Source organism: Sporosarcina sp. 6E9, assembly GCF_017921835.1.
Classification (GTDB): domain Bacteria; phylum Bacillota; class Bacilli; order Bacillales_A; family Planococcaceae; genus Sporosarcina.
Map to the genome: position 1 here is coordinate 534,789 of NZ_JAGEMN010000001.1, position 26,827 is coordinate 561,615.

At 40.3% G+C, this 26,827-nt stretch carries 25 protein-coding genes and 1 other annotated feature; of the genes, 19 read left to right on the forward strand and 6 right to left on the reverse strand.

The genetic code is table 11. The annotated features are described in order from the left end of the window. The first annotated feature begins 5 nt into the window (after window positions 1–5). The 3 genes from J4G36_RS02880 to leuS all read left to right on the forward strand — a co-directional run bounded on the left by J4G36_RS02880 (window position 6) and on the right by leuS (window position 4,098). On the forward strand, window positions 6–692 hold the full coding sequence (locus tag J4G36_RS02880; RefSeq protein ID WP_210468514.1) for a CoA transferase subunit A: 687 nt from the start codon (window positions 6–8) through the stop codon (window positions 690–692). A 23-nt stretch (window positions 693–715) separates the two neighbouring features. Continuing rightward, complete coding sequence (locus J4G36_RS02885) at window positions 716–1,375, forward strand: 3-oxoacid CoA-transferase subunit B (protein ID WP_210468516.1); 660 nt, start codon at window positions 716–718, stop codon at window positions 1,373–1,375. A gap of 42 nt (window positions 1,376–1,417) precedes the next feature. Further along, window positions 1,418–1,639, forward strand: a binding site (T-box leader). A 44-nt stretch (window positions 1,640–1,683) separates the two neighbouring features. After that, a complete protein-coding gene (leuS, locus tag J4G36_RS02890) occupies window positions 1,684–4,098 on the forward strand; it encodes a leucine--tRNA ligase (protein ID WP_210468518.1) in 2,415 nt (804 codons plus the stop codon). A gap of 136 nt (window positions 4,099–4,234) precedes the next feature. Here leuS and J4G36_RS02895 read toward each other — a convergent pair whose 3' ends face one another. Further along, window positions 4,235–5,503 carry a BaiN/RdsA family NAD(P)/FAD-dependent oxidoreductase gene (locus J4G36_RS02895; protein WP_210468520.1) on the reverse strand — a complete coding sequence of 423 codons (1,269 nt, stop codon included), beginning with the start codon at window positions 5,501–5,503 and terminating at the stop codon, window positions 4,235–4,237. Between the two features lie 121 nt (window positions 5,504–5,624). On the opposite strand from J4G36_RS02895, the gene J4G36_RS02900 reads away from it, so the two are divergent. Then, window positions 5,625–7,238, forward strand: a complete 1,614-nt coding sequence (locus J4G36_RS02900) for a putative polysaccharide biosynthesis protein (protein WP_210468523.1) — start codon at window positions 5,625–5,627, stop codon at window positions 7,236–7,238. Window positions 7,239–7,248: 10 nt separating this feature from the next. Beyond that, complete coding sequence (locus J4G36_RS02905) at window positions 7,249–7,968, forward strand: pseudouridine synthase (protein WP_210468525.1); 720 nt, start codon at window positions 7,249–7,251, stop codon at window positions 7,966–7,968. Window positions 7,969–8,005: 37 nt separating this feature from the next. On the opposite strand, the gene J4G36_RS02910 is transcribed toward J4G36_RS02905, so the two are convergent. Next, complete coding sequence (locus tag J4G36_RS02910) at window positions 8,006–8,272, reverse strand: DeoR family transcriptional regulator (RefSeq protein WP_210468527.1); 267 nt, start codon at window positions 8,270–8,272, stop codon at window positions 8,006–8,008. Window positions 8,273–8,527: 255 nt separating this feature from the next. Here J4G36_RS02910 and dat point away from each other — a divergent pair, with 255 nt between their 5' ends. Further along, a complete protein-coding gene (gene dat, locus J4G36_RS02915; protein WP_210468529.1) occupies window positions 8,528–9,382 on the forward strand; it encodes a D-amino-acid transaminase in 855 nt (284 codons plus the stop codon). A gap of 23 nt (window positions 9,383–9,405) precedes the next feature. Continuing rightward, complete coding sequence (locus tag J4G36_RS02920; RefSeq protein ID WP_210468530.1) at window positions 9,406–10,260, forward strand: YtnP family quorum-quenching lactonase; 855 nt, start codon at window positions 9,406–9,408, stop codon at window positions 10,258–10,260. A gap of 56 nt (window positions 10,261–10,316) precedes the next feature. On the opposite strand, the gene J4G36_RS02925 is transcribed toward J4G36_RS02920, so the two are convergent. After that, entirely contained in the window at window positions 10,317–10,631 is a 315-nt protein-coding gene (locus J4G36_RS02925) for a hypothetical protein (RefSeq protein ID WP_210468531.1), read from the reverse strand. 195 nt (window positions 10,632–10,826) lie between these two features. Between J4G36_RS02925 and J4G36_RS02930 the strand changes: the two genes are divergently transcribed. The 11 genes from J4G36_RS02930 (at window position 10,827) to ccpA (ending at window position 22,424) form a co-directional block, all read left to right on the forward strand. Continuing rightward, window positions 10,827–11,900 (forward strand): M42 family metallopeptidase, encoded by a 1,074-nt coding sequence (locus J4G36_RS02930; protein WP_210468532.1) that lies wholly within the window; start codon window positions 10,827–10,829, stop codon window positions 11,898–11,900. Between the two features lie 67 nt (window positions 11,901–11,967). Next, entirely contained in the window at window positions 11,968–12,498 is a 531-nt protein-coding gene (locus J4G36_RS02935; RefSeq protein ID WP_210468533.1) for a DUF84 family protein, read from the forward strand. Window positions 12,499–12,583: 85 nt separating this feature from the next. After that, entirely contained in the window at window positions 12,584–13,090 is a 507-nt protein-coding gene (locus J4G36_RS02940) for a hypothetical protein (protein ID WP_210468534.1), read from the forward strand. A 78-nt stretch (window positions 13,091–13,168) separates the two neighbouring features. Beyond that, window positions 13,169–13,981: a DUF1444 domain-containing protein gene (locus J4G36_RS02945; RefSeq protein WP_210468535.1), complete on the forward strand. Its 813-nt coding sequence runs from the start codon at window positions 13,169–13,171 to the stop codon at window positions 13,979–13,981. A gap of 4 nt (window positions 13,982–13,985) precedes the next feature. Beyond that, entirely contained in the window at window positions 13,986–14,591 is a 606-nt protein-coding gene (ytpR, locus tag J4G36_RS02950) for a YtpR family tRNA-binding protein (protein ID WP_210468537.1), read from the forward strand. A gap of 111 nt (window positions 14,592–14,702) precedes the next feature. Further along, window positions 14,703–17,333 (forward strand): DNA translocase FtsK, encoded by a 2,631-nt coding sequence (locus J4G36_RS02955; protein WP_210468539.1) that lies wholly within the window; start codon window positions 14,703–14,705, stop codon window positions 17,331–17,333. Between the two features lie 105 nt (window positions 17,334–17,438). Beyond that, entirely contained in the window at window positions 17,439–18,749 is a 1,311-nt protein-coding gene (gene murC / locus J4G36_RS02960; protein WP_210468541.1) for a UDP-N-acetylmuramate--L-alanine ligase, read from the forward strand. Window positions 18,750–18,910: 161 nt separating this feature from the next. Further along, complete coding sequence (locus tag J4G36_RS02965) at window positions 18,911–19,357, forward strand: DUF948 domain-containing protein (protein WP_210468543.1); 447 nt, start codon at window positions 18,911–18,913, stop codon at window positions 19,355–19,357. Window positions 19,358–19,397: 40 nt separating this feature from the next. Next, entirely contained in the window at window positions 19,398–20,066 is a 669-nt protein-coding gene (locus J4G36_RS02970) for a YtxH domain-containing protein (protein ID WP_246880380.1), read from the forward strand. A 215-nt stretch (window positions 20,067–20,281) separates the two neighbouring features. Then, a complete protein-coding gene (locus J4G36_RS02975) occupies window positions 20,282–21,358 on the forward strand; it encodes a bifunctional 3-deoxy-7-phosphoheptulonate synthase/chorismate mutase (protein ID WP_210468546.1) in 1,077 nt (358 codons plus the stop codon). Window positions 21,359–21,428: 70 nt separating this feature from the next. After that, window positions 21,429–22,424 carry a catabolite control protein A gene (gene ccpA, locus J4G36_RS02980; RefSeq protein WP_210468549.1) on the forward strand — a complete coding sequence of 332 codons (996 nt, stop codon included), beginning with the start codon at window positions 21,429–21,431 and terminating at the stop codon, window positions 22,422–22,424. Window positions 22,425–22,498: 74 nt separating this feature from the next. On the opposite strand, the gene J4G36_RS02985 is transcribed toward ccpA, so the two are convergent. Genes J4G36_RS02985 through J4G36_RS02995 form a run of 3 tightly spaced genes read right to left on the reverse strand, consistent with a single transcriptional unit; the run spans window position 22,499 to window position 24,965 of the window. After that, on the reverse strand, window positions 22,499–23,692 hold the full coding sequence (locus tag J4G36_RS02985) for an acetoin utilization protein AcuC (protein WP_210468552.1): 1,194 nt from the start codon (window positions 23,690–23,692) through the stop codon (window positions 22,499–22,501). Beyond that, a complete protein-coding gene (locus J4G36_RS02990; RefSeq protein ID WP_210468553.1) occupies window positions 23,665–24,309 on the reverse strand; it encodes an acetoin utilization AcuB family protein in 645 nt (214 codons plus the stop codon). The genes J4G36_RS02985 and J4G36_RS02990 overlap by 28 nt, the downstream gene beginning before the upstream one ends. 23 nt (window positions 24,310–24,332) lie before the next feature. Continuing rightward, window positions 24,333–24,965, reverse strand: coding sequence for a GNAT family N-acetyltransferase (locus J4G36_RS02995; RefSeq protein WP_210468554.1), 633 nt, complete (start codon window positions 24,963–24,965; stop codon window positions 24,333–24,335). A 178-nt stretch (window positions 24,966–25,143) separates the two neighbouring features. Here J4G36_RS02995 and acsA point away from each other — a divergent pair, with 178 nt between their 5' ends. Further along, the gene (gene acsA, locus J4G36_RS03000; RefSeq protein WP_210468555.1) at window positions 25,144–26,826 is read left to right on the forward strand and encodes an acetate--CoA ligase; all 1,683 of its coding nucleotides are present in this window, start codon (window positions 25,144–25,146) and stop codon (window positions 26,824–26,826) included. The last annotated feature ends 1 nt before the right edge of the window (window position 26,827 follow it).

Genomic DNA, 26,827 nt, shown 5'->3' on the forward strand with positions numbered 1-26,827 from the left:
GCATGATGAAACCTATTTATTCATCTGCGAAGGAAGCGGTTGCAGACATCGGGGACGGCGCTACGATTATGGTCGGCGGATTCGGGCTTGTGGGAATTCCTGAACAACTAATACTAGCGCTCGTTGAAAAAGGGGTTAAAGACTTAACGGTTATTTCGAATAACTGCGGAGTCGATGAATGGGGACTTGGATTACTATTAAAAGATAAACAAATAAAAAAAATGATTGGCTCATATGTGGGAGAAAACAAAGAGTTTGAACGCCAGGTGTTATCAGGCGAAATTGAAGTCGAATTGACACCACAAGGCACACTGGCTGAGAAAATCCGCGCAGGTGGTGCGGGGATTCCAGCGTTCTTTACGCCAGCTGGTGTTGGAACAACTGTTGCGGAAGGGAAAGAAATACGAGAATTCGATGGGAAAGACTATGTCCTTGAAGAATCACTTCGAGCGGACTTCTCGTTGATACGCGCAGCAAAGGCAGATAAATTCGGCAATCTCATTTATAACAAAACTGCCCAAAACTTCAATCCGATGATGGCGGCTGCTGGTGCTGTGACGATTGCAGAAGTCGAAGAAATTGTCGAAACGGGCGATTTGGATCCGCAGACAATTCATACACCGAGCATTTACGTGCAAGGGCTATTGCAAGCGGACCAAGAAAAACGCATCGAGCGATTAACGACTCGGTAACGACGGAAAGGGGATAGTTGAAAATGGGGAAAGTTAACTATAGAGAACGAATCGCAAGACGCGCTGAAAAAGAAATTAAAGACGGCAACTATGTCAACCTTGGAATCGGTATGCCGACATTAGTCGCAAATTATATTTCTGACGATAAGACAGTCGTCCTTCAATCTGAAAACGGATTGCTTGGAATTGGACCGTATCCAACAGAAGATGAAGTGGATCCTGATTTGATCAATGCCGGAAAAGAAACCGTAACATCCATCCCGGGTTCTGCATACTTTACGAGTGCCGAATCGTTTGCAATGATTCGCGGCGGTCATGTTGACGTAGCGATTCTTGGTGCAATGGAAGTTTCTGAAAAGGGCGATTTAGCTAACTGGATGATTCCAGGAAAGATGATTAAAGGAATGGGCGGCGCAATGGATCTGGTTCACGGTGCGAAGAAAATCATCGTTATCATGGATCATGTGGCCAGAGATGGTTCAGCGAAAATTAAAAAAGAGTGCGAGCTTCCACTAACGGGTAAGCAAGTTGTCCATAAGATAATTACCGAACGTGCGGCAATCGATGTCACACCGGACGGATTGGAATTGAGAGAAGTCTTCGAAGGATTTACGATTCAAGACGTCATCGATTCAACAGAGGCAACATTGATTGTGAAAAATGTTATCGAAAATGTAAAATAATAGTTGTTTAATTTACTTAATTCGGGTAAGCTAGAACCAATAGTAACGGCATTGAAGAGGAGCAGTAGTCTTTTTATATCACAACTAGAGAGTCGGCGGTTGGTGCAAGTCGATACGTGATATAGCTAGGTGAACTCGCCTCGGAGCCAGTAAGCGCGAATCGTAGTAGCGCTTACCGTTATCCGCGTTAAGGAAACAAGTTGGACGGTTATCCGTCAATTTGGGTGGCACCGCGGGAGTTTGTAAACAAATCTCGTCCCTTATATTTTTAAGGGACGGGATTTTTTATTTTGAAGGAGGAAAAAGACATGAGTTATAATCATGGTCAAATTGAAAAGAAATGGCAAAATTATTGGAAAGAAAATAAGACATATAAAATGGTCGATGATCCTTCCAAAGAGAAGTTTTACTGTCTAGATATGTTTCCATATCCGTCAGGTGCGGGCCTTCATGTTGGGCATCCACTTGGATATATCGCAACGGATATTTTAAGTTCTTTTAAACGGAAGCAAGGATATAACGTTCTTCATCCGATGGGGTGGGACGCGTTTGGCTTACCTGCTGAGCAATATGCGATTGACACAGGAAATGATCCGGCTGAATTTACTGCGAAAAATATCGCGACTTTTAAGCGTCAAATGAATGATTTAGGGTTTTCCTATGACTGGGACCGCGAAATCAATACGACAGACCCTTCTTATTATAAATGGACACAGTGGATTTTCATCCAACTTTATAATAAAGGATTAGCGTATGTAGACGAAGTTGATGTGAACTGGTGCCCAGCGCTTGGAACGGTTTTAGCGAATGAAGAAATCATCGACGGTTTGTCCGAGCGTGGTGGACATCCGGTTGAGCGACGCCCGATGCGCCAATGGGTGCTTAGAATTACGAATTACGCTGACCGTTTACTTGAAGATTTGGATGACCTGGATTGGCCGGAAAGCTTAAAAGATATGCAACGGAATTGGATTGGTCGTTCTGAAGGTGCGCAATTGAAGTTTGAGATTAAGGGAACTGACTTATCTTTTGAAGCCTTTACGACGCGTCCAGATACGATTTTCGGCGCAACCTATGCGGTACTCGCACCAGAACATAAATTGGTGAAACAAATTACAACTGATGAACAAACAGAAGCAGTTGCTAATTATTTGAATGAAGTGAAACTAAAGAGCGATCTTGAACGAACTGATCTTGCGGATGAAAAAACAGGCGTATTTACAGGCGCTTATGCAATAAACCCAGCAAGCGGCGAGAAAATGCCGATATGGATTGCGGATTATGTACTTGCGTCATACGGTACAGGCGCAATTATGGCTGTACCTGCACATGATGAACGCGACTATGAGTTTGCCGAAAAGTTTGACCTGCCGATTATCGAAGTAGTGGCCGGCGGCGATATTTCAAAAGAAGCGTATATTGGTGATGGAACACATATTAATTCCGGGTTCTTAGATGGACTTGAAAAAGATGATGCAATCGAAAAAGCAATTGCATGGTTTGTTGAGCAAGGCAAAGGCGAAAAGAAAATTTCGTATCGATTACGCGATTGGTTATTTTCAAGACAACGTTACTGGGGAGAGCCGATTCCAATTATTCATTGGGAAGATGGCACCATGACAGCGCTTGACGAATCCGAATTGCCATTGACGCTACCGGTAACTGATAATATTAAGCCAAGCGGAACTGGTGAATCGCCACTTGCGAATATCGAAGAGTGGATTAACGTAGTTGACCCGAAAACTGGAATGAAAGGTCGACGCGAAACGAATACGATGCCGCAGTGGGCTGGAAGCTGTTGGTACTACTTACGTTACATCGATCCAGATAATGATGAAATGATCATAGACCCAGAACTTGCAAAACGTTGGTTGCCTGTCGATATTTATGTGGGTGGGGCGGAACATGCCGTGCTGCACTTGTTATACGCGCGTTTTTGGCACAAGGTTCTTTATGATATCGGCGTAGTTGAAACAAAAGAACCGTTCCAAAAGCTGTTTAACCAAGGCATGATTTTAGGTGAAGGCAATGAAAAAATGTCGAAATCGATTGGGAATGTCATTAATCCTGATGATATTGTCCATTCACACGGTGCCGACTCCCTTCGCTTATATGAAATGTTCATGGGTCCACTTGATGCATCTAAAGCATGGAATACGAATGGCCTTGATGGTTCACGTAGATTCCTGGATCGAATTTGGCGTCTTTATGTAAATGAAGATGGTTCATTAGGCGAGAAAATTGGTGGAGAATCAACTGGACCACTCGAGAAAGTGTATCATCAGACTGTGAAAAAAGTGACTGATGATTTTGAAGCGATGCATAATAACACGGCAATTTCTCAGCTCATGGTATTTATCAATGAGTGCTACAAAGCCGATTCAGTCCCGACTGAGTATGCAATAGGCTTTGTTAAATTAATCTCGCCAATTGTGCCGCATCTTGCAGAAGAACTTTGGGAAAAGCTTGGCCATACGGATACAATTACTTACGAACCATGGCCAACATATGATGAATCGAAACTTGTCGATGACACGGTAGAAATCGCCGTTCAGATTAACGGAAAAGTTCGCGCGAGAATTGTCGTTGCGAAAGATAGCACGAAAGAAGAGCTTGAAGAACTGGCGCTACAAGACGAAAAAGTGCAAGAGTTCATCGATGGTAAAGAAGTGAAGAAAATAATCGGAATTCCGGGCAGACTGGTGAATATCGTTGCTCCGTAATTGGTCAATCTTGTAAAAGTAAGTGACCATTAAAAAAAGTGCGCCTTCCATAAGGAAAGCGCACTTTTTTGTTTAGGTATATACGAGAGTAAGCCGCATTGCGTCGAGAAGAAAATAGGACTTTGCGCGATATCGCCTATACTAATTCAACGGCATACTCGCCAGCATTCATACCTGCTATTCTACCTGTAACCAATGCCGATGTAATATTATAACCACCCGTATAGCCGTGGATGTCTATTATTTCACCGCAGAAGTACAGACCATTTTTCTTGCGAGATGCCATTGTTTTCGGAACGATTTCTTTAACGGAAACACCGCCGCCGGTAACAAATGCTTTTTCCATCGGTTGTGAGCCGTTCACAGTCATCGTGAAAGCTTTCAGTAGCTTTGCGAGTGCCCGAAGTTTATCTGCGGACATTGTTGCGCCAATATCGGATTGCTCAATGCCTGCGCGGTCAAATAAAAAGAATAACCATCGTTCGGGTACTAAGCCTTTCAAAGTATTATTTACTTGTTTTTTCGGATCTTCTTTAACTGTCGTATTCAGTAGTTGAAATACTTGTTCTTCATTCATAGATGGCATAGAGTCGATTTTCATGTCAACGGGAACATTTCCGTTTTTCATTCGTTCTTTAACTACAAACTGGCTGCATCTTAAAATGGCAGGTCCACTTAATCCGAAGTGGGTAAATAGCATATCCATTTGATGCGTAATCAATGTTTTGCCTTTCCCGTTCAAAACGGAAACCGCTACATTGCGAAGTGCGAGTCCTTGCAATTCTTTTGCAACGATAAATGGTTCATTCGACAATAAAGGGACTTCGGTTGGAAATAACTTTGTAATCGTGTGGCCAGCTTTTTCTGCCCATGGATATCCGTCACCCGTGCTTCCAGTTTGTGGTACTGCTTTACCGCCGACAGCGAGAACAACAGCTTTTGTGCGGATTTCTTCACCAGTTGTTAATCGGACGCCGAGTATTTTGTCATCGTCCATTAGAAGCTTGGCAACCCGATTTTCAAGTCTTTTTTCTACATGTAACCGGTCCATTTCAGTTAGCATTGCATTGACTACATCACGTGCTTTATTGGAAACGGGAAACATGCGCCCGTGATCTTCTTCTTTTAAAGCAACACCAAGTCCTTCGAAAAAGTTGATAATATCATCGTTATTGAATACGGAAAACGGTCCGTATAAGAATCTGCCATTACCCGGAATGTTTTTAATAATTTCTTCTTGAGGCAATCGATTCGTCACATTACAACGACCGCCACCGGAAATGGCGAGCTTAGTGCCAAGTTTTTTTCCTTTTTCAAGCAGAAGGACATTTTGTCCGCTTTCCGCCGCGGCGATGGAAGCCATTAAGCCAGATGGCCCACCACCAATTATTATTACATCATACATATATAGACCACGCTTTCGTTTTCCTCTATTATACACATTTCGCGGATATTCGTTGTTAAATACGATATTCGGGGGTAAACTATTAAGAGTAGATTTAAGATAGATTGGAAGGATTAAAACTATGTCGTCTAAACTTGTCAAAGGTACTGCCATTTTAACCATCGGGCTTTTTCTTTCCAAAGCGCTCGGGCTATTATATTTAATTCCTTTATATGCAATCGTAGGGAAGGAAAGCATGGGGTTATACCAATATGCTTATATCCCGTATAATATCGCGCTTTCAATCGCTATATCAGGTGCGCCGTTAGCAGTTTCAAGGTTTGTTGCCAGATATAACGCGCTTGGGGATTATGCGACGGGAAGAAAATTGATGAAATCCGGAATGCTCGTTATGACAATTTCGGGAATCTTGGCATTTTTAACATTGTTTTTCTTAGCTGAACCAATTGCTCATCTCGTCATTAGAGATGAAGAACAAATATTTTCCATAGAACAAATTACATCTGTCATTCGCTGGGTAAGTTACGCATTGCTCGTCGTCCCATTAATGAGTATCGTACGAGGTTTCTTGCAAGGGTATAACAAAATGGAACCGACAGCTATTTCACAATTAGTCGAACAAATTGTTCGGATAATTGCAGTCCTGATTGGCGCCTATTTCGTAGTCAATTTCATGCATGAATCACCTGAAAAAGCGATTAACTTTGCTGTGTTCGCAGCATTTATCGGTGGAATTGCAGGACTTGGTGTTTTGTATTGGTATTGGAAAAAGTATAAACAAGAATTCAATACTTTGTTGGATAATAGTATCCAACCTGAAGAAGAAACTTCATTTTTCTCGATGTACAAAGAGTTATTCTCATATTTATTGCCATTTATTTTGGTTGGAGTCATAAATCCTTTATATCAATTCGTTGATATGGTCACGTTTAACGATGCTATGAAATCGATAGGACGTTCAACTGTGTCGGATGTTTACTTGGCAATGTTAAATTTACTAACTCATAAATTCGTTATGATACCAGTAATGATTGCAACAGGATTCTCCATGGCGCTAATTCCTGTACTAACAACCTATTTCACGAAAAATGACCAAAAGGGAATTACACGCTCACTTGATCAAACATATCAAATTATGATGTTCTTAACGATTCCACTTGTTATTGGGCTCATGGTTCTGTCAAATGAATTTTATCAATTACTATATGAACAAGACGCAATGGGCGCGAAAATCCTTGCGAGTTATGCGCCGGTCGCTATTCTTTTTGGATTGTTTACGGTAACAGCTGCAATTCTACAAGGAATCGATCGGCATAAATGGATTATCTTCAACTCCTTGGTCGGTTTGCTTGTTAAATTAGTGATTAACATTCCACTCATAAAATTATTTGAAACGAATGGCGCAATCTTAGCGACAGCTATCGGCTATACGATTGCTGTAGGTTTAAATATCGGGATAATAACAAAAGCTCTTCAATACCGTTCACGAATGGTCTTCAGAAGAATTATTCTGATCGGTATTTTGAACTTAGTCATGTTCGTCAGCGTATATTTCACACTAAAAGGTTTAACTGCATTCAGCGCGGTTGATGGTAAAATGCATGCGCTCTTCTATATTCTGATTTGTACAGGTGTCGGCGGGGCTATTTACGGTTATTTATCGTTAAAAACAGGCCTTGCGCAAAAATTGTTTGGTGAACGTCTCACGAGATTTACAGATAAGTTAGGGTTTTAGGAGGAAGAAAATGCGTTTAGATAAATTATTATCAAATATGGGATTCGGATCACGAAAAGAAGTGCGTCAGTTACAGAAGAATGGCGCTGTACGTGTCAATGGTGAAACGGAAAAAAAGCCCGGCGTAAACATTGATACTGAAAATGATGTAGTCACCGTTATGGGAGAACCCGTTGTCTATCGGAAATACATTTATATTATGATGAATAAACCACAGGACGTTTTATCGGCAACAGAGGATCGACATGATAGAACGGTCGTCGATTTGTTAGATGCTGAATTTCGTCATTTTAAACCGTTTCCTGTTGGTCGACTCGACAAAGACACAGAAGGATTTTTGCTTCTATCGAATGATGGTAAACTGGCTCATAACTTACTATCACCTAAAAAGGAAATTCCCAAAACGTATTTCGCAAAAGTCTCAGGTGTCGTAACAGAAGCGGATATTGAAAGTTTTTCGGCTGGAGTGACATTAGATGACGGCTATGAGACTAAGCCGGGCATATTGAAAATAATCTCGGCGGGTGAAATATCTGAAATCGAACTCACGATTACAGAAGGAAAGTTTCATCAAGTGAAAAGAATGTTCGAAGCAGTTGGCAAGAAAGTTGTCTATTTAAAAAGGCTCTCTATGGGGCCGTTACAGCTTGATGAAACATTACCGCTAGGCGCTTATCGGGAATTGACCGAAGAAGAAGTAGAACGATTATATTCAACAACAGGTGCATAAGAAAAAGGCCGTTCGCATTTGCGTATCGGCCTTTTTTTTAATAAATTACTTCTTTAGATGTGGTCGTCCATTTTCCACGAACTGGACTTGTGACGAGGTCGTTATATTTTAAAACATTTAAATCCCTCTGTGCAGTTCGGGAAGTGATATCAAATTCGTCGACAATGTTTTGTGTTGTCACTGTTCCTTTTTCACGTACATACAGATAGACATCTTTAACCCGGGTAAGCATACGATCAGTTGTTGTAATATTCAAGTGATAAAACACTCCTTTTTCATCATACTCCAAGAAGCCATTGGTCATGAGATCCGTGAATGTTGCTATACATTGAAAATTGTTTCTGAGCCGCACTTCCTTCCCTTAGTTAATCGTCTAGTTGGTTGGAATGTTCTGCTAATATAATTATACCTTATACTTTAACAAATTGCACGGCAATTCAATGAAATAGTAGTAATAACAGAATGTGCTTTATTTTACTAGGTAAACATGTGAAAATAGAAGAGGAGATAGAATATACTAATAGTAGACGTTATGAAAATGAAAAGAGGAATGGACTAAATGATTTATTTTATTGATGGGCAGTTTACAAAACGTGATGAGTTAAGAATTTCGATTGACGACAGAGGCTATTATTTTGGAGATGGCGTATACGAAGTCATTAAAGTTTATAATGATGAATTTTTCACATTGAAAGAACACTTTCAAAGATTGTTCTCAAGTGCGGCGAAAATAAAATTGACAATTCCTTTTTCCGAACAACAGCTAATCGACGTTGCCAAAGAATTAATAAAGGTTAATAAAATATCGGACGGCCATATTTATATGCAAGTAACGCGCGGCTCTTCACCTAGAACACATCATTTTCCTGATCCAGCGGTGCCTGCTGTCGTAACGGCATATGCGATAGAAGCCCAAAGACCAGTGGAAGACATGGAAAATGGGGTAGCGGTTAAGTCTGTTGATGATATTCGATGGTTGCGTTGCGATATAAAAAGTTTGAATTTACTGGGAAGCGTCCTAGCAAAACAAGAAGCGCGTGAAGCTGGTTGTCCAGAAGCGATTCTTCACCGTGATGGACTGGTGACAGAAGGCTCCTCAACAAATATGTTCGGCATAAAAGATGGTGTCGTCTACACGCACCCTGTATCGAATTTAATCTTAGAAGGCATAACACGTCACGTCGTTCTAGGCTTGTGTAAGGAACTCGATATTCCGGTGGTAGAAGAGGCTTTTACACTGGACGAAGCATTTGAAATGGATGAATTCTTTTACACATCGACAACGGCGGAAGTCATGCCGGTTACGATCATTGACGGACGTGAAATCGGAAACGGTAAACGGGGTTTGATTACTAAAAAATTGCAAGATGCATTTTCTACACAAATACCGAAGCCATTAAAGGGGTTTATCTAAAACAACTATTGGGGGAGAACTAATTGAATGAATTTATTTTCCATGAAATGAAATTGAACTGGTTAAATGGTGGGCTAAACTTTTTAGACGGGGGAACAATGTTTGGTCCTGTACCTAAAGTTTTGTGGTCGCGCAGATATAATGTGGATGAAAACAACTTGATCGAATTGCGAACGGATCCAATTTTACTTCAATATGAAAATAAAAACATTTTAATAGATACTGGTTTGGGGAATGGAAAACTTAATAAGAAAATGAAGCGCAATCTTGGTGTGACTGCTGAATCGCGTGTCGAGGACAACCTAAGTGAACTCGGTCTTACGCCAAAAGATATTGATATTATACTTATGACGCACTTACATAATGACCACGCAGCAGGGCTGACAAAGTGGGAAAACGACCAGCTTGTTTCTGTATTTCCTAATGCAATCATTTACACATCTCAAGTAGAATGGGATGAAATGCGAAACCCTAATATTCGTTCTCGAAACACATATTGGAAAGAGAATTGGGATCCCGTTCAGGAACAAGTTAAAACGTTCGAAAGTAATTTAACAATACTGCCGGGGATTGAAATGATTCATACGGGCGGCCACAGTAACGGACATTCTGTCATAAAATTAACCCAAAACGATGAAGCGATTCTACATATGGGCGATTTAATGCCGACGCACGCGCATAGTAATCCACTTTGGGTACTGGCGTATGACGATTATCCAATGGATTCCATTTATGCAAAAGAAAAACTCATGAAGGAAGGACTGGAAGGGAATTACTGGTTCAGTTTCTACCACGATGCAGTTTACAGACTTGTGAAATGGGACGAGTCCGGCAAAAAAATTGTCGAATGCTTAAAAAAATCGAAGTTTCATGAATAAATAGAACGAAAAACCGTTACCTTCTGGGAAATCCCCGGTGGGTAACGGTTTTCTTTTTATATTTTAGTAAGTTCAACCACAGTGCCTGTTGAGGAATTGGCAGCAAACTCGAATTGTTCAAGCTCACCATTTTTGATGCGGGAGATGCCCCCGCGGTAAACAGTCATTTTAATCACGTTATTTTGAAATGGTTCAGGTTTCATAACAATCCATGAGCCATCAATCGGGCCTTCTTCTTTAAAAGAGTCTTTAATTGTTTTTAATACGGAATCAGCAGGAACATTCGGATCGACACGGTCAATAACCTTACCAACGACAACACCAGCTGCGATGCCTGTTAAAATGCCAGCTAGAAAATCTTTAAATTTCATAGGATTACCCTCCCAATAAGTCTTTGCTTTAGTGTATCACAAATTATACGGAAATCTTTAATAATAGTTGAATTGCAAAAAAATATTTCGGTTCCCTAAATTTTAGATGGAATATTTCTGAATAATCGTCTACACTGAATAGTGTACATATTTAAGGGCGGCACTACTTTTACTGAAAAAATGGGGGTATTGTTAATGAAAAGCGAAACTTTAAAAATGTTTAAAACACTAACCGAACTACCGGGTGCTCCAGGTAACGAACATGCGGTGCGCAACTATATGCGAGAAGAACTTACGAAGTACTCAGATGAAATTGTTCAAGACAATCTTGGAGGCATATTCGGGGTTAGAAAAGGTTCCGAAAATAGTCCGCGTATCATGGTTGCTGGGCATATGGACGAGGTTGGCTTCATGGTAAGTGGCATTACAGACAACGGCATGATTCGATTTCAAACGCTTGGCGGCTGGTGGAGCCAAGTACTACTCGCACAACGTGTAGAAATCATTACGGATAATGGACCGGTCATCGGCGTTATTGGATCGATTCCACCACATTTACTCAGTGATGAAATTCGTAATAAACCAATGGATATAAAAAACATGTTGATTGATATAGGCGCTGACGATAAAGAAGATGCGAAAAAAATCGGCATTCGACCAGGTCAGCAAATTGTCCCAATTTGTCCGTTCACACCCATGGCAAACGATAAGAAAATTCTCGCAAAAGCATGGGATAATCGCTACGGCTGCGGTCTATCGATTGAATTGTTGAAAGAAGTTCACGGGAATGAATTACCGAACACATTATATTCCGGCGCAAACGTTTTAGAAGAAGTGGGACTTCGTGGTGCACAAGCGGCAGCAACGATGATTGATCCTGATTTATTCTTTGCGCTTGATGCAAGTCCTGCAAATGACGCATCCGGTGATAAAAATGAATTTGGCCAACTAGGTAAAGGGACACTTTTACGTATTATGGACCGGTCAATGGTTACACATCGTGGAATGCGAGAATTCATACTTGATACTGCTGAGACACATAATATTCCTTATCAGTACTTTATCTCGCAAGGGGGAACTGACGCAGGGCGCGTACACATGGCCAATGAAGGGGTTCCAAGTGCTGTTATCGGTATTTGTTCCCGCTATATTCACACAGCGGCTTCCATCATCCATACAGACGACTATGCTGCAGCGAAAGAGTTACTTGTTAAACTGGTAACAACATGCGATAAAACGACACTTGAGACAATCAAAAGTAACGTGTAATTCGGATGCCGTCTTGCACGTCGCGTGCAAGACGGATTTTACAATCAAGTGAAGGTGTGAAAATGAAATGGACTTTATAATCGGAACAACAAATAAAGCTAAACTGCAAGCATGTGAAGAAGTACTGAAAGCGTACTATCCACAATCGAAAATAACTGGCAGAAGTGTCAGTTCAGATGTCCCAGATCAACCCTATGGTGATGAAGAAACGCAAGAAGGGGCGTTGAACCGGGCCAGAAAAGCCAGTGGTTTTGGACGAAATGCTGTTGGCATCGGTTTAGAAGGCGGCGTTCGATTACTCAACGACAAGCTATACATATGCAATTGGGGTGCGTTACATCTACCAGACGGAAATCAATTCACAGCAGGCGGCGCACAAATTCTATTGCCGGATGACCTTGCAAGGGAAGTTCAAAACGGGAAAGAACTCGGACCCGTCGTGGATCAATATTTTAGTAAGAAAAATGTTCGTCATAATGAAGGGGCAATCGGTATATTGACGAATGGTGCAGTTAGTAGAACTGAGCTTTTTGCCCACGTTTTACATCTGTTAATCGGACAATGGCAATATTCGACTGGAATAGAACAAACGAAGTAGTTCTTGCGTACAGTCTAAAGGGTTGCAAGTACAACGAAAGAACCTTAAAATAAGAACAAACCTTATACAGATTGGAGAATATCGAATGTTCCGCTCATGGAAATTCAAAATCCTTGTAATCATATCAGTATTATTACTTACAGCATGTGGTAAATCCTTAGAAGACAGAGTCGGTGAAGGATTGAGATCTGCTGAAAAAGTATTTTATGAAAACAATAAATTTGCAAACGAGGAAATCGATGGCGTAAAATTTTACAGACCTAGTAGCTTTGCGATAAAAGAAGGTTCAGATTCACAAAACATCATTTTTACGTCTAAAAACGATACCTTTATCTTGTTCAATAATCCAAATGAAGAGAAAGATAGTCACCTTTTTTATGATTTATTGAAAGCCGATGAAACAAAAAAGATTATTAAAGAGAAGTCATTTACAGAAGGCGACACATTTGGTTTTGCAGCAGTGATTGAAAATGACGAGACTGTCGAACTTATAACGAGTGTTGGTGGTTCGAAAATCACAACACTTTCGACTAAAAAGGACATTGAGAATCATTTATCAGTTATGATGGAAATCTTGCGTTCTATTCAGTAAAACTTATAACAAAAAAATAACGAACGGTATGCCGGGGTATTTACGGAAACCGTTCTTTTTAATGGAGGCTCTTAAATAATGAAATCGAATGAACTTGTAAACATTCTGAAAAAACGTCTGCCTTCAGAGAACTTCGTGTGGAAATTTGATGCGAAGGCAGATAGAGTTCGTCTTGATCATAAAGTCTTAAACAAAGGGATGGATATTTCATTGCCCGAGATTTTATCGAGGTATACAGAGAAAAAAGACGTTGCAATAGATGAAATCGTTTATACGATTGAAGCGACATTCCAAGCGATGGAACTTGAACATGCTGAAGGCTTTAATGCTGATCGCCCGATTTACCCAGTCATTAGATCTACTTCATTTCCAGAGGAAACAGCCGAAGGAAAACGGTTTATCATGAAAGACCATACGGCTGAAACTAGAATTTATTATGCATTGGATTTAGGAAAAACATATCGCCTAATAGATGAAGGAATGCTGGAAGCGCTTGGTCAATCCGCAAATGAACTAATGGAGGCGGCGCTTTTCCGCGTAAGATCATTACCGACAGCTATGAAAAAAGATGAAGTCGATGGCAATAGTTATTACTTCATTAACAATAACGATGGGTACGATGCAAGCCGTATCTTGAATAGCGCATTCCTAAAAGAAATGGAAGAGAAAATCCAAGGTGATATGACTGTTTCAGTCCCGCATCAGGATGTCCTAATTATTGGTGATATTCGAAATAAAACAGGTTATGATGTTCTTGCGCAAATGACGATGCATTTCTTTACCAAAGGAACTGTTCCTGTTACATCACTATCGTTTATATATGAAAACGGACAATTAGAGCCTATTTTTATCATGGCGAAAAATCGTGTTACACGAAAGAAAGGAAAATAATAAAATGAATATTTTTTACAATGAAAAAGGTGTTGGGGATGTATTATTGGCCCAGCTGGAATTAGAAAAACCAAAAGAGACAATGAGTGAAAGTATCGGTGATATTACCGTGATTAAAAATGTAGAAACACAGCAAATCGTGGCTTTTAATCTATTCAATGCTTCGAAATATGTAGCGGTGGAAGCTAACGGTGAAGTTGAATTAACGGAAGAGTTGATCGAGAAAGTTCAACTTGCGCTACGAGAGAATAGTGTGGAATTGGAACTCGATGTCGATCTATCGCCAAAGTTTGTTATCGGCCACGTTATTAAAAAAGATAAGCACCCCAATGCAGACAGACTAAATGTATGTAAGGTAGACGTTGGAAACGAAACGCTACAAATCGTTTGCGGTGCAGCAAATGTAGAGGCTAATCAAAAAGTAGTCGTTGCCAAAGTAGGAGCGGTTATGCCTTCCGGATTAGTCATCAAAGATGCTGAGCTTCGCGGAGTTCCGTCCTCTGGAATGATTTGTTCTGCATCTGAATTAGCCTTGCCCGATGCTGAGGAAGGTGCAGGGATACTAGTTTTAGATGAAAATAGTGTTGTTGGACAGCCATATATCAAGTAACAAATAAGAAAACGTGCCTTCTGGTACGTTTTTCTTATTTTAGTATAAAATTTGATTTAAGCTTTGTTAAACTGCTAAAATAGACTAATCGACATGAAATGAGTGATTTGTTTGAGTTGGTTTAAAAGAATTATAGACCGATTAGTTACTGAAAAAGATGAAGATAGCGAAGAGGCATTCAACGAAAATGCTGAAAATGCTAACGCTACTGTAAAACAGGAAGTAAAAGAACGTCCAACATTTCGTTTTCCAATCATTACAGATGCAGAGATTTATGGTTGGGACGAAGACGAAGCGACTACACAAATTGAAAAAACCAAAAATGTACCAGAAAAAACAAATGAAACGATTGATGAATTTGAAACGGTTCCATTGTATCAAAACGAAAGATGGCCTGGAAGAGATGTTACGACGAATATTCATAGGGCAAGAAAACAAACGGAAAAAAAGCGTACGATTGAAACAGAAACAATCGATATTCCTATAGAAAGTAAACCGTCAATTAAGTCGACGCGGAGTTTCAATCCAACGCATGTACCATCACCGATATATGGCTTTTCAAATCGCAAACCGACTGTAGGATTTAAAAAAGAAGTCGAAATCGTTGAGGAAAAATCAAAAATTACCACTGAACCCAAAAAGCCAATGGAAGACGAATTGACCTTACAAAATTTAGATGTATCTACTATAGAAGATAAACAGACTTTTTTAGATTCTAATCAAGATGCTATATTAGAAACGGAAGCAACAGTAGAAGAATCATATGAAGAAGAAACGAATCAAATTAATGAAGAAATCAAATCTGACCCTGAGCCTGTAGAAAATAAATTCACCTTGGACACTACCGATGTAGCTACTTCAGTAGAGAAACAACATCAAGATTCTATGGAATTCAGCGGTATTGAAGAAGATGCGCACTTTATTGATACTGAAAAAGAAGCCATCGTTGAAGAGGAAGTCGAACTTTCGCTGGACAAACCAGATGAATCCAATAAAGTAGATACACAACCCATTTTAGAGTCGACCCAAGAGTCTATTTTGGAACCAGAAATAAAGACTGAAGATTCTACAGCGCAAGAAACAAACTTTATTGATAATGAACCGGAACCGATTATCGATTCGATTGACGAGATTGAACAACAGCCAGAGATTATTGAAGAGAAAAGAGAACGCATCGTTCCGTTTAATGTACTTATGTTGAAAAGTGATAAAGCTAAGTTATCTACTAAACAATCAGTCCAGATCAATAAAGAACCAGAAGTTACAAAACCAGAAATTGTTGAAAAAGCAATTGAAAATCATTCAGAAAGCGTTGCTGAAGAACATTATGTGTTTCCATCGCCGCAATTATTAATCGCGCCGGAATTACAAATCGAAGACACGGATTGGCTAGAATCCCAATCTGGTAAACTCGAAGAGTCATTGTCCCATTTCGGCGTTAAGGCCACAGTGATTGATGCCGTTCAAGGGCCTACAGTAACTCGTTTTGAATTGACGGTAGGGCAGGGGACCAAAGTTAGCCGCGTTCGAAATTTGACGGATGACTTGAAACTAACATTAGCTGCCAAAGAAATACGCATTCAAGCGCCGATTCCTGGTAAAAGTTCAATCGGCATAGAAATACCGAATCGGAATACGAGACCGGTTCGAATATCAGAAGTGATTAAATCCGAAGAATTTCGAACTTCAACTTCACCGCTCGAGGCTGTTCTAGGCCTCGGTTTAACTGGCGAGCCTGTAACACTTGATTTGCGAAAAATGCCTCATGGATTAATTGCCGGAGCTACAGGTTCTGGTAAATCCGTGTGCATAAATTCGCTTCTTGTAAGTCTTCTTTATAAGGCGAAGCCTTCGGACTTGAAAATGATGCTTATCGATCCGAAAATGGTAGAGTTGGCGCCATTTAATGGCATACCGCATCTGATTAGTCCTGTTATTACAGATGTGAAAGCGGCGACGGCTGCATTGAAGTGGGCAGTTACTGAAATGGAAAGACGTTATGAATTACTTGCGCATATGGGCGTTCGCGATATTGAACGCTATAACAAAGTTGTCGAGGAAAATAAGCAGTATTCATTGAAAATGCCTTATCTTTTAATCGTCATCGATGAACTTTCGGATCTGATGATGATGTCGCCTGCTGACGTGGAAGTGTCAATTATTCGAATCGCTCAAAAAGCGCGTGCTTGCGGCATTCATTTGATCATCGCTACCCAACGTCCGTCTGTCGATGTAATTACGGGTACGATTAAAGCCAATATACCGACGCGAATTGCATTTTCAGTTTCATCGCAGGTTGACTCTAGAACAATTATCGATACAATAGGTGCAGAGCGCCTTCTAGGTAAAGGGGATATGTTGTATCTAGGAAATGGTCAATCAGCCTCTGTTCGTCTGCAGGGGACATTTGTAACGGATGACGAGATTGAACGTATAATAGAACACGTTCAACGTGAAGCATCGCCTGAATATTTGTTTGGGCAAGAAGAGTTGTTGAAAACAGCGGTGGAAGAAGAGGAAACGGATCCTTTATTTGAGGAGGCTTGTTTATTTATTTATGAACAAGGAAGTGCCTCTACGTCACTCTTGCAACGTAATTTCAGTATTGGTTATAACAGGGCTGCAAGATTGATGGACAGCATTGAAAAGCATGGTTTCATATCTGAGCAAAGAGGAAGTCGCGCGCGTGATGTCTTCATTACGGAAACTGATTTGGAACGGCTTTCGGATGTTACTTTTTAAAGAATATATTAAACCAACCTATATATATTGTGCATAATTTACAGGTGAAACGGGAATAATTAAACGAGTATAAAGGGTACCAAAAAGGTCCCAGGAGGTTACCATATGACATTGTTTCATTTTATTGGAATTAAAGGATCCGGCATGAGTTCACTTGCTCAAATCCTTCATGATTCCGCTCATAAAGTACAAGGTTCCGATGTGGAAAAGTATTTTTTTACAGAGGATGCTTTGCATGAGAGAAATATACCGATTTATCCATTTGATGAAAATAATATAAAAGAAGGCATGACAGTTATTGCGGGGAATGCTTTTCCCGATAGTCATCCCGAAATTGAAAAAGCACATGAACTTGGTCTTGAAGTTGTACGCTATCATGATTTTCTCGGAGATTATATGCAAAAGTTTGTTTCGATTGCAGTTACGGGTTCACATGGGAAAACGTCAACGACAGGACTCCTTGCACATGTCATTTCTGGTCACGCACCGACTTCATACCTAATTGGGGACGGAACGGGTAAAGGATTGGAAGATGCTGAGTACTTTACATTTGAAGCTTGTGAATATAAGCGCCATTTTTTAGCCTATAATCCGGACTATGCAATTATGACAAATATTGACTTTGACCATCCTGATTATTTTAAAAATCTTGATGACGTCCTTGATGCTTTTGGCGATATGGCTTTACGTGTGAAAAAAGCAATTATTGCATGCGGGGATGATAACCACTTACAGGAAATCCAAGCAAGTGTACCCGTTGTATATTATGGTTTCGACGAGTCAAATGATTTTGCAGCGAAGAATATCGTTAAAAATTCAGAGGGGTGCACATTTGATGTTTACGTGCGAAGTGAATTGTATTATACATTCACAATCCCGTTGACAGGGGACCATGCTATCTTAAATGCGCTTGGCGTAATTGCATTATGTCATTATGAAGGAATTCCAGCTTCTGTCATTCAAGAGAGACTTTCGACTTTTCATGGTGTGAAAAGAAGATTTACTGTAATGGAAAGTAAAGGCCGCGTAATTATCGATGATTATGCACATCACCCAACTGAAATTAAAGCGACTTTGCAATCTGCTAAACAGAAATACCCGAACAAAGAAATTGTCGCCATTTTTCAGCCGCATACATTTACTCGTACCGCAGCACTCTTAGACGAATTTGCGCATAGTTTAGAAACGTCCGACCACATTTATTTATGTGATATTTTCAGTTCGGCTCGTGAAAAAACAGGCGAGATATCAATCAATGAATTACTTGAAAAGCTACCGGGTGCAAAACATTTGGAACTAGAAAACATCGTGGAGCTAGAACAACACGGTAATGCAGTTTACTTATTCATGGGTGCCGGAGACGTTCAAAAATATTTAAATGCATTTAAAGAAATAGTTAGTGAAGAGACAGCTTGATCTTTCTGATCAAGCTGTTTTTTTAAAAAATCAATAGGATTATTATTAAATTAAAGGGTTATCATGGAGAATGTCGAAAGTATACTATGTCATAACGTTTAATCCCCGGGGAAGTAGGGTAAAACAACACTATGATTAAATAATATTAAGGAGGACATGCCATGGAAGTTTTGTTGTACATAGCGGCTATTGTCGCTGCAATCGCATTTTTAATATTATGCGTAAGTCTGGCGATGACATTGTTCTCATTAAAAGGCACGTTACAAAGCGTCTCTGAAACAATGGAAGGCCTATCTGTTCAACTTGAAGGTGTAACGACTGAAACGACGGAACTACTTCAGCGGACGAATAATCTCGCTGATGATATCAGTCAAAAATCTGAAAAACTGAACTCAGTTGTTGAAGCTGTAAAAGGAGTAGGTGAATCAGTTACTGGCATTAATACGTCAGTACGTCGTGTAACAGATTCCGTAACACTAGAAGCTGAACGCAATAGCGACAAAGTTGCCCAAGTGATTCAGTGGAGTCAAGTTGCAATCGGGGTAGTAGATAAGTTGAATGAACGACGCGCGGGCTCGCGAGGTTGGAAAAGTTATAATCCAAAGTAGATTATATAATAACATTGATAACTAATTAGGAGGAATCACTATGAATAACAACGTAAAAACAAACATTAACCATCAATCAGAAAATGATCAATCGTATATGCCAAACCAATATGACTATAACGACCGTGGATACACAGATTCATTTTATGATGAATATGAATACGTGGATTCAGGGGCAGGAAGCTTTTTAGTCGGTGCAATTGTTGGCGGCGTTATCGGAGCAGCCGCGGCTCTATTCCTAGCGCCGAAAACCGGGAAGGAAATGCGTGAAGATTTTACAACCCAAGCAAGTCAATTGAAGGACAAAGGGATTGAAATCAGCACGGTAGCAAAAGACAAAGCAACAGAATATACAACAATCGCAAAAGATAAAGCGACGGAATACTCTTCAGTGGCAAAAGATAAGGCAACTGAATATTCATCAGCAGCGAAAGAGAAGGCGACAGAATTCTCCGCAGCTGCAAAAGAGAAGACTGGGGAAGTTTCAAAGACAATTCAAGAGCAATCCGGTCAACTAGTCGATAAAGTAAAATCTATCAAATCGAAAACCACGATTCCATTAGATGACGGAACAGTGTCAGCTGAAGGAGAAGAGCCTACTACGTTCGTTGATCAGGCTACAGAACAACTAGGTGACGAAGATGTCGTCACAACGACTGCAGAAGCCATTAAAGAGGCAGTAACAAATACTGAAACGTCGAACAAGTAAAAGATGGAGCCCCTAAATCATTTTAAGATTTAGGGGTATTTTTTATTTTTTGGTTATAAAAACGCGATTAAAAGCGAATGATGTTAGAAATAGTTAGATTATGCGTGACTTTTCCGAAAGTCTTCTCTATAATAAGTCTATTATCAAAAATTCTTACAATCATTCAGTTCATATAAATAAACAACGAATGAATTGTATGGGGAGGAGATGGACATATGGGACACCTTAATCTAGAAGAATTAAGAGACCAGGTAAATGGATTGAATACTAGAATTTTAGATCTGATCAATGAGCGCACTGAACTTGTTCAAGAAATTGGGAAAGTAAAAGAAAAGCAAGGTGTCAATCGATATGACCCGATCCGAGAACGTGAAATGCTTAATTTCCTAAAAGAATATAACCAAGGGCCGCTTCCTAATGGCGTAATGGATCAAATCTTTAAAGGGATTTTCATGTCAGCATTAGAAATTCAAGAAGATGAACAGCGCAATGCACTTCTAGTTTCACGAAAAAGGAAAGCAGAAGATACAATTGTAAATGTAAATGGCGTTGCAATCGGAAACGGTTCACCATCATTTATATTCGGACCTTGCGCCGTCGAATCTTACGAGCAGGTTTTGGCAGTAGCACTAGCTATGAAAGAAAAAGGACAAAAGCTATTAAGAGGCGGGGCTTATAAACCACGTACTTCCCCATACGATTTCCAAGGACTAGGTGTAGAAGGTTTGAAAATCTTAAGAAGAGTAGCTGATGAAACAGGCCTTGCGGTAATTAGTGAAATTATTACGCCTTCACATCTTGAAGAAGCACTTGAATACGTTGACGTCATTCAAATTGGCGCTCGTAACATGCACAACTTTGAATTGCTGAAAGAAGCTGGCTCTGTCAATAAACCAGTACTTCTGAAACGCGGACTTTCTGCAACAATTGACGAGTTTATCAATGCAGCCGAATATATTATTTCGCAAGGAAATGATCAAATCATCCTTTGTGAACGCGGAATTCGTACATACGAGCGTGCAACGCGAAACACGCTTGATATTTCAGCGGTTCCAATATTGAAACAGGAAACACATTTACCGGTATTTGTGGATGTCACTCACTCAACTGGTAGACGCGATCTGTTAATACCAACTGCGAAAGCCGCAATTGCTGTGGGAGCAGATGGTGTTATGGCAGAAGTACATCCAGACCCAGCAGTAGCGCTATCTGATGCAGCTCAGCAAATGGACCTTAACCAGTTCGATGAGTTTTATGCATCTATGATGGACTTCATGAAAACTCACAAGTAATGTTAGTTAACTGAGCGCCGGGCCATTCGTGGTTCCGGCGTTTTTAATAGGAAAGGAAGGTAAGGCTTCAATGGCAGTAACAATTTATGATGTAGCACGAGAAGCTAATGTTTCAATGGCAACAGTTTCACGTGTCGTTAATGGAAATCCCAATGTCAAACCGTCTACAAGAAGAAAAGTTCTAGGCGTCATTGAAGAGCTTGGTTATCGACCAAATGCTGTTGCGCGAGGATTAGCAAGTAAAAAAACAACGACAGTCGGTGTTATCATTCCAGATATCTCAATAAGTTTTTATGCGGAACTATCCCGCGGAATTGCAGACATCGCAACCATGTACGAATATAATATTATTGTTTCAAACTCGGATGAGCGCCCTGATCGAGAAGTCGAACTACTGATGGATCTGTTCGGGAAACAAGTTGATGGGTTAATCTTTATGAGTGATGCACTTTCTGACGAAGTTCGAACTGAAATGTCAAGAGGTAGCGTCCCAGTCGTTTTGGCGGGCACACTAGATGAAGCCGGTCAATTTGCAACGGTTAATATCAATTATGAGCAAGCAGCTTACGAGTCGGTTTCAAAACTAATCGCAAATGGCCATAAACGCATCGTTTTCCTAACGGGTCCTCTTACCCGCGATATTAACGGTGCGAAGAAACTCGGCTATGAACGTGCGTTGAAAGAAGCGAGCATCGATATAGACGAATCTTTAATTATTGAAATTGAAAATTCATATGACACTGGATATGAAAGTTGGCGCGACATTAAGGAATTATCAACTAAACCAACTGGAATATTTGCAACGAATGACACCCTAGCAGTCGGTGTACTAAATGGTATTCGAGATGACGGGTTGTCAGTTCCAAATGATTATGAACTAATTTGTTTCGAACATTCAAACCTCGCACGAATCGTCAGACCGCAACTTTCCACAGTAGCTGTTCCGCTTTATGATTTAGGTGCAGTTGCTATGCGTTTATTAACGAAGTTAATGAATAATGAAGAAGTTGAAGATAAAAAAGTTGAACTCCCTTATCGATTTGAAGATCGAGATTCCCTTAAATAATAATATTAAGAACAGCTCTTACCCCGGATATTCTTCCGAATTAAGAGCTGTTCTTTTAATTATATTTAGCCTGACTAACAACTTTCGCGTTTTTCTCGAATAATTTGCAATGCCTGCTCCAACATTTGAGCATTCTTTTCTGTGATTTCTTCTTTACGCGGAATAGGTTTATATAAGGGAACAGGGTCTTCCCAAGTTTCGATTAACGACACAGGTGACTCACTTTGCCACCTCTTTACCCAGTCGGTAGGCAAAGGGCCTGTAGGTGCATCAAGACCGTTCATCTCAATCCATAGATGCGCCCATGCGCGAGGGACCACTCGCCAAATATCATAACCTCCACCGCCAACAGCAATCCATCGACCCTCGCAATACTTATTTGCCATTTCACGTGCGAGACGCGGAATTTCGTGAAAAATATTGATTGTTCCATAGAGATGGGTGAGGGGGTCGAAGAAATGCGCATCAGCCCCGTTTTGAGTTAAAATGACATCGGGTTTAAAGTGCTCTGTTATTTCTTTAATCGCTGTTCGATACACCTCAAGAAATGATTCGTCTTCGGTAAAAGCATCGATAGGAAAATTAAATGACGTACCGTACCCTTTTCCATTTCCACGTTCAGTAATGCTACCTGTCCCGGGGAATAAATAACGGCCGGTTTCATGAATCGATACAGTACAAACGTCAGGATCATCATAAAAACTCCATTGAACTCCGTCACCGTGATGTGCATCTGTATCAATATAGAGAACCCGCGCTCCGTATTTTTGTTGAATGTATTTAATCGCAACAGAGCTATCGTTATATACGCAAAATCCTGAAGCCCGTCCTTTGAAGCCATGGTGGAGCCCACCGCCTAAATTCAGGGCATGTCGAGCGCGTCCACTCATAACTTCATCAACTGCGGTTAAGGTCCCACCAACAAGCATTGCACTAGCTTCATGCATGTTCGGAAAAATCGGCGTATCTTCTGTACCGATTCCGTACATTTCGCAAGCTGCTTCTTTTATTTCACCTTTACCCGCTTTTTTTACGACATCGATAAACTTTGCATCATGTGCAAGAAAGAGTTCGTCATCCGTTGCGGTTCGCGGCGCAATAATATCAGAATCGGTTATGGCTCCAGACTTTTTTAGCAAATCCAACGTTAAAACGATTCTTTTTTGGTTAAATGGATGTGAATCAGAAAAAGAGTATCCAAGTTGTTCTTTTGAATAAATGAACACAGCATTTTTCTTCATCACGAAATTCCCGGTACATTCGGCCATAGAACTTCAAATCCCGCCGTTTTAAGTCCGTCAATGACTTGAAGCGGATTCATCGTTTTAATTCGAATGACTAGTATTTTGTTGGCCGAATTCTCTTTATCAGGATAAACAAGGACGCTTAATACATTTGTTTTATGTTCGTAAAATACTTTGGATACTTCGAATAGAATACCTGGTATATTTGGGACGCGTACCTCGATTTGCGAACCTGGCTGATGTGCCCCGGTAAGTTCAATGTACTTATAAAGTAAGTCTGTTTCCGTAATGATGCCAACGAGCTTATTATTTGAAACAATCGGTAATGAACCTATTTGATTGGTATAAAACACGACTGCAGATTCTTCAACGAAATCCATCGGGTGAGCTGTGATTGGATTTTTGGTCATTACCTCGGATAACTTAATATCATAAACATTTTTATCGATACTGTCAGACATCGTTGAGGGAACAATCTCCTTTAAATCACGATCGGTAATGATTCCGACGACTGCCTGGTCTTCTGTAATAATTGGTAGATGCCGAATTTTGTTTTCTAACATAATTTCAAGCGCATCTTTCACTGTATTTGATGGAAAAAGCGTGACTACATCTAGTTTCATGATTTCTTCGATTAACATGACTACACCTACTTTCGAGAGAGTTAGTACATATAGCGATTTTGAAATCGTAAATTATCAAATTGTTGCACAGATTCCGGGTCAACTCTTTTTCCGATACGGGCCATTAAACAGTTTGCCGGATGAGAACTAATTTCGGGTTCATCTGTCGCATAATATTCGAGTCCGCCGACTTGCATCATCTTTTCCATGACTTTTCTATATTCCCAAACGTTTAACCCCGTACCTTTTAAATCCCAGTGCCAGTAATACTCAGTAGTTAGTATGATATAATCTTCCATCGCGTCATCCATCATCGACACAGCTAGAAGCGCTTTACCTACACCGCCACCTCGAAACTTGGGAATCACTTCAATGGCACCTAGTTCGATTAGATTATCCATATTGCCTTCTGACCATCTTTCCATTGGATCAGGGTACACATACGTTACATAACCGACAACTTCATTCAATTCACGGGCAATAATAATTCGCCCTTCAGGTAGTTTCGCAATATTCACGAGCGCTTCATGCTGCTGGGGAGCTGCTCGAAATGCCGTCAAATCCTCATGAAAATCAAGATTGGCTAATTTCTCCGAAGATATAGGGCCTTCGATAATTATATCGCCGCTCTTATGTTTAATTTCCATTGCATTATAGGTTTTTTTGTGTTTCATATTTGCCACCGCCTCACTTATAAATAACTATAATAATAGTATACAACATAAAGTTCTCGTGCAAGCCTATTTACTGTGACATACTGAAAACAAATGGAAATGAAGAATTATTTACACATTTCAGTGTATCTGTTGTAGAATGAATGTGTACTAGTTTTTGAAAGGGTGGAAATACTTTATGAAAACGCTTCCAGTCGTAAAAGGGGACTATCAGTTAAAAGATTATTATCAAACAAACGCTGAATTTAATTGGGCAGATGCTGAAAAGGAATTTAGTTGGTATGAGAGTGGAAAAATAAATATCGCTTATGAAGCAATTGATCGTCATGCAACGTCTTATCGGAAAAATAAAGTAGCGCTTTATTATAAAGACGGTCAACGAAAAGAAGCGTATACGTATTTTGAAATGAAAAAGATGACGAATAAAGCCGCGAATGTTTTTCATAATCAGTCTTCATTATCAAAAGGTGATCGGCTGTTTGTTTTCATGCCGCGTTCGCCTGAACTTTACTTTTCCGTTTTCGGGGCATTAAAATTGGGGGCAATCGTCGCGCCATTATTTGATGTATTTAAGGAAGATGCTGTTTATGAACGACTCTTAGACAGTGAAGCAAAAGCAATTGTCACAACACCAGAACTTTTCAATCAAATACCAGTGCATAAATTGCCGCATTTGGAATCGATTTTTGTTGTTGGCGAAGATATAGAAGAAGATGGGAAGACAATTGATTTTCTGAAGCACTTAAAATCATCATCACCAAAATTCCAACCAATATGGTTAACAAAAGAAGATGCAACACTTCTGCATTATACTGAGGGGGCTACGGGAAAACCGAATGGTGTTGTCCTAACTCAAAGAGCGATGGTTCAGCAACTGCAAACGACGCGCTGGGTACTCGATTTAAGTGATGAGGATATTTATTGGTGCACAGCGGATCCGGGTTGGGTAGCTGGTACTGTATATGGCATGTTCGGGCCGATGCTTGCCGGCGCAACGATAGTTGTTCTAGGCGATCGGTTTTCTCCGGAGCGTTGGTACCAGGTAATTGAAGAATATAGTGTCAACGTATGGTATAGTGCCCCGACTGCTTTCCGGATGCTGATGGGTGCCGGAGAAAGTCTTATGAAAAAATTCGATTTAGGATCATTAAGGCATATTCTTTCAGTAGGAGAACCATTGAACCCTGAAATTATTCAATGGGGAGTCGATTCATTTAACTTACGGATTCATGATACATGGTGGACAACTCAAACCGGTGCACAAATGATTGCGAACTTCCAGTGCTTGCCAATAAAGTCCGGTTCAATGGGGAAAGCCGTACCAGGAATCGAAATTGCTATCATTGATCACCAAGGGAATAAATTACCGCCACATGAAATGGGCAATCTTGCAGTTAAAAAAGGTTGGCCTGCGATGATGCACAGTGTGTGGAATAATAAAGAAATATTCGATTCAAGCTTCATTAATGATGAATGGTATATTACCGGCGATTCTGCTTTTATGGATGAAGATGGATACTTCTGGTTTCAAGGCCGTGTAGACGATGTTATTATGACCAGTGGGGAACGGGTCGGTCCCTTTGAGGTCGAAGCAAAATTACTTGAACACGAAGCGATTCAAGAAGCCGGTGTAATCGGAATACCGGATCCTGTGGAAGGGGAAATCATCAAAGCATATATCGTATTAAAAGAACGTTTTGATCCGTCAAGTGAACTCGAAGAGGATATAAAAAGTTTTGTTCGAAAAGGACTAGCCGCGTATGCGTCTCCGAAAGAAATCGAATTTAAGGATAAACTGCCGAAAACCCGCAGTGGTAAAATAATGCGGAGTGTATTGAAATCATGGGAATTGCATGCATGAT

Bases quoted from the DNA above. Each gene is read 5' to 3' on its own strand.
- J4G36_RS02995 (WP_210468554.1), bottom strand. From the start codon at position 24,965: ATGAAACACAAAAAAACCTATAATGCAATGGAAATTAAACATAAGAGC.
- J4G36_RS02935 (WP_210468533.1), top strand. From the start codon at position 11,968: ATGGACTTTATAATCGGAACAACAAATAAAGCTAAACTGCAAGCATGT.
- J4G36_RS02930 (WP_210468532.1), top strand. From the start codon at position 10,827: ATGAAAAGCGAAACTTTAAAAATGTTTAAAACACTAACCGAACTACCG.
- J4G36_RS02905 (WP_210468525.1), top strand. From the start codon at position 7,249: ATGCGTTTAGATAAATTATTATCAAATATGGGATTCGGATCACGAAAA.
- J4G36_RS02880 (WP_210468514.1), top strand. From the start codon at position 6: ATGAAACCTATTTATTCATCTGCGAAGGAAGCGGTTGCAGACATCGGG.
- J4G36_RS02940 (WP_210468534.1), top strand. From the start codon at position 12,584: ATGTTCCGCTCATGGAAATTCAAAATCCTTGTAATCATATCAGTATTA.
- J4G36_RS02945 (WP_210468535.1), top strand. From the start codon at position 13,169: ATGAAATCGAATGAACTTGTAAACATTCTGAAAAAACGTCTGCCTTCA.
- J4G36_RS02985 (WP_210468552.1), bottom strand. From the start codon at position 23,692: ATGGCCGAATGTACCGGGAATTTCGTGATGAAGAAAAATGCTGTGTTC.
- leuS (WP_210468518.1), top strand. From the start codon at position 1,684: ATGAGTTATAATCATGGTCAAATTGAAAAGAAATGGCAAAATTATTGG.
- acsA (WP_210468555.1), top strand. From the start codon at position 25,144: ATGAAAACGCTTCCAGTCGTAAAAGGGGACTATCAGTTAAAAGATTAT.
- J4G36_RS02975 (WP_210468546.1), top strand. From the start codon at position 20,282: ATGGGACACCTTAATCTAGAAGAATTAAGAGACCAGGTAAATGGATTG.
- ytpR (WP_210468537.1), top strand. From the start codon at position 13,986: ATGAATATTTTTTACAATGAAAAAGGTGTTGGGGATGTATTATTGGCC.
- J4G36_RS02970 (WP_246880380.1), top strand. From the start codon at position 19,398: ATGAATAACAACGTAAAAACAAACATTAACCATCAATCAGAAAATGAT.
- J4G36_RS02990 (WP_210468553.1), bottom strand. From the start codon at position 24,309: ATGTTAATCGAAGAAATCATGAAACTAGATGTAGTCACGCTTTTTCCA.
- J4G36_RS02900 (WP_210468523.1), top strand. From the start codon at position 5,625: ATGTCGTCTAAACTTGTCAAAGGTACTGCCATTTTAACCATCGGGCTT.
- J4G36_RS02885 (WP_210468516.1), top strand. From the start codon at position 716: ATGGGGAAAGTTAACTATAGAGAACGAATCGCAAGACGCGCTGAAAAA.
- dat (WP_210468529.1), top strand. From the start codon at position 8,528: ATGATTTATTTTATTGATGGGCAGTTTACAAAACGTGATGAGTTAAGA.
- J4G36_RS02895 (WP_210468520.1), bottom strand. From the start codon at position 5,503: ATGTATGATGTAATAATAATTGGTGGTGGGCCATCTGGCTTAATGGCT.
- J4G36_RS02925 (WP_210468531.1), bottom strand. From the start codon at position 10,631: ATGAAATTTAAAGATTTTCTAGCTGGCATTTTAACAGGCATCGCAGCT.
- J4G36_RS02910 (WP_210468527.1), bottom strand. From the start codon at position 8,272: ATGACCAATGGCTTCTTGGAGTATGATGAAAAAGGAGTGTTTTATCAC.
- J4G36_RS02965 (WP_210468543.1), top strand. From the start codon at position 18,911: ATGGAAGTTTTGTTGTACATAGCGGCTATTGTCGCTGCAATCGCATTT.
- murC (WP_210468541.1), top strand. From the start codon at position 17,439: ATGACATTGTTTCATTTTATTGGAATTAAAGGATCCGGCATGAGTTCA.
- ccpA (WP_210468549.1), top strand. From the start codon at position 21,429: ATGGCAGTAACAATTTATGATGTAGCACGAGAAGCTAATGTTTCAATG.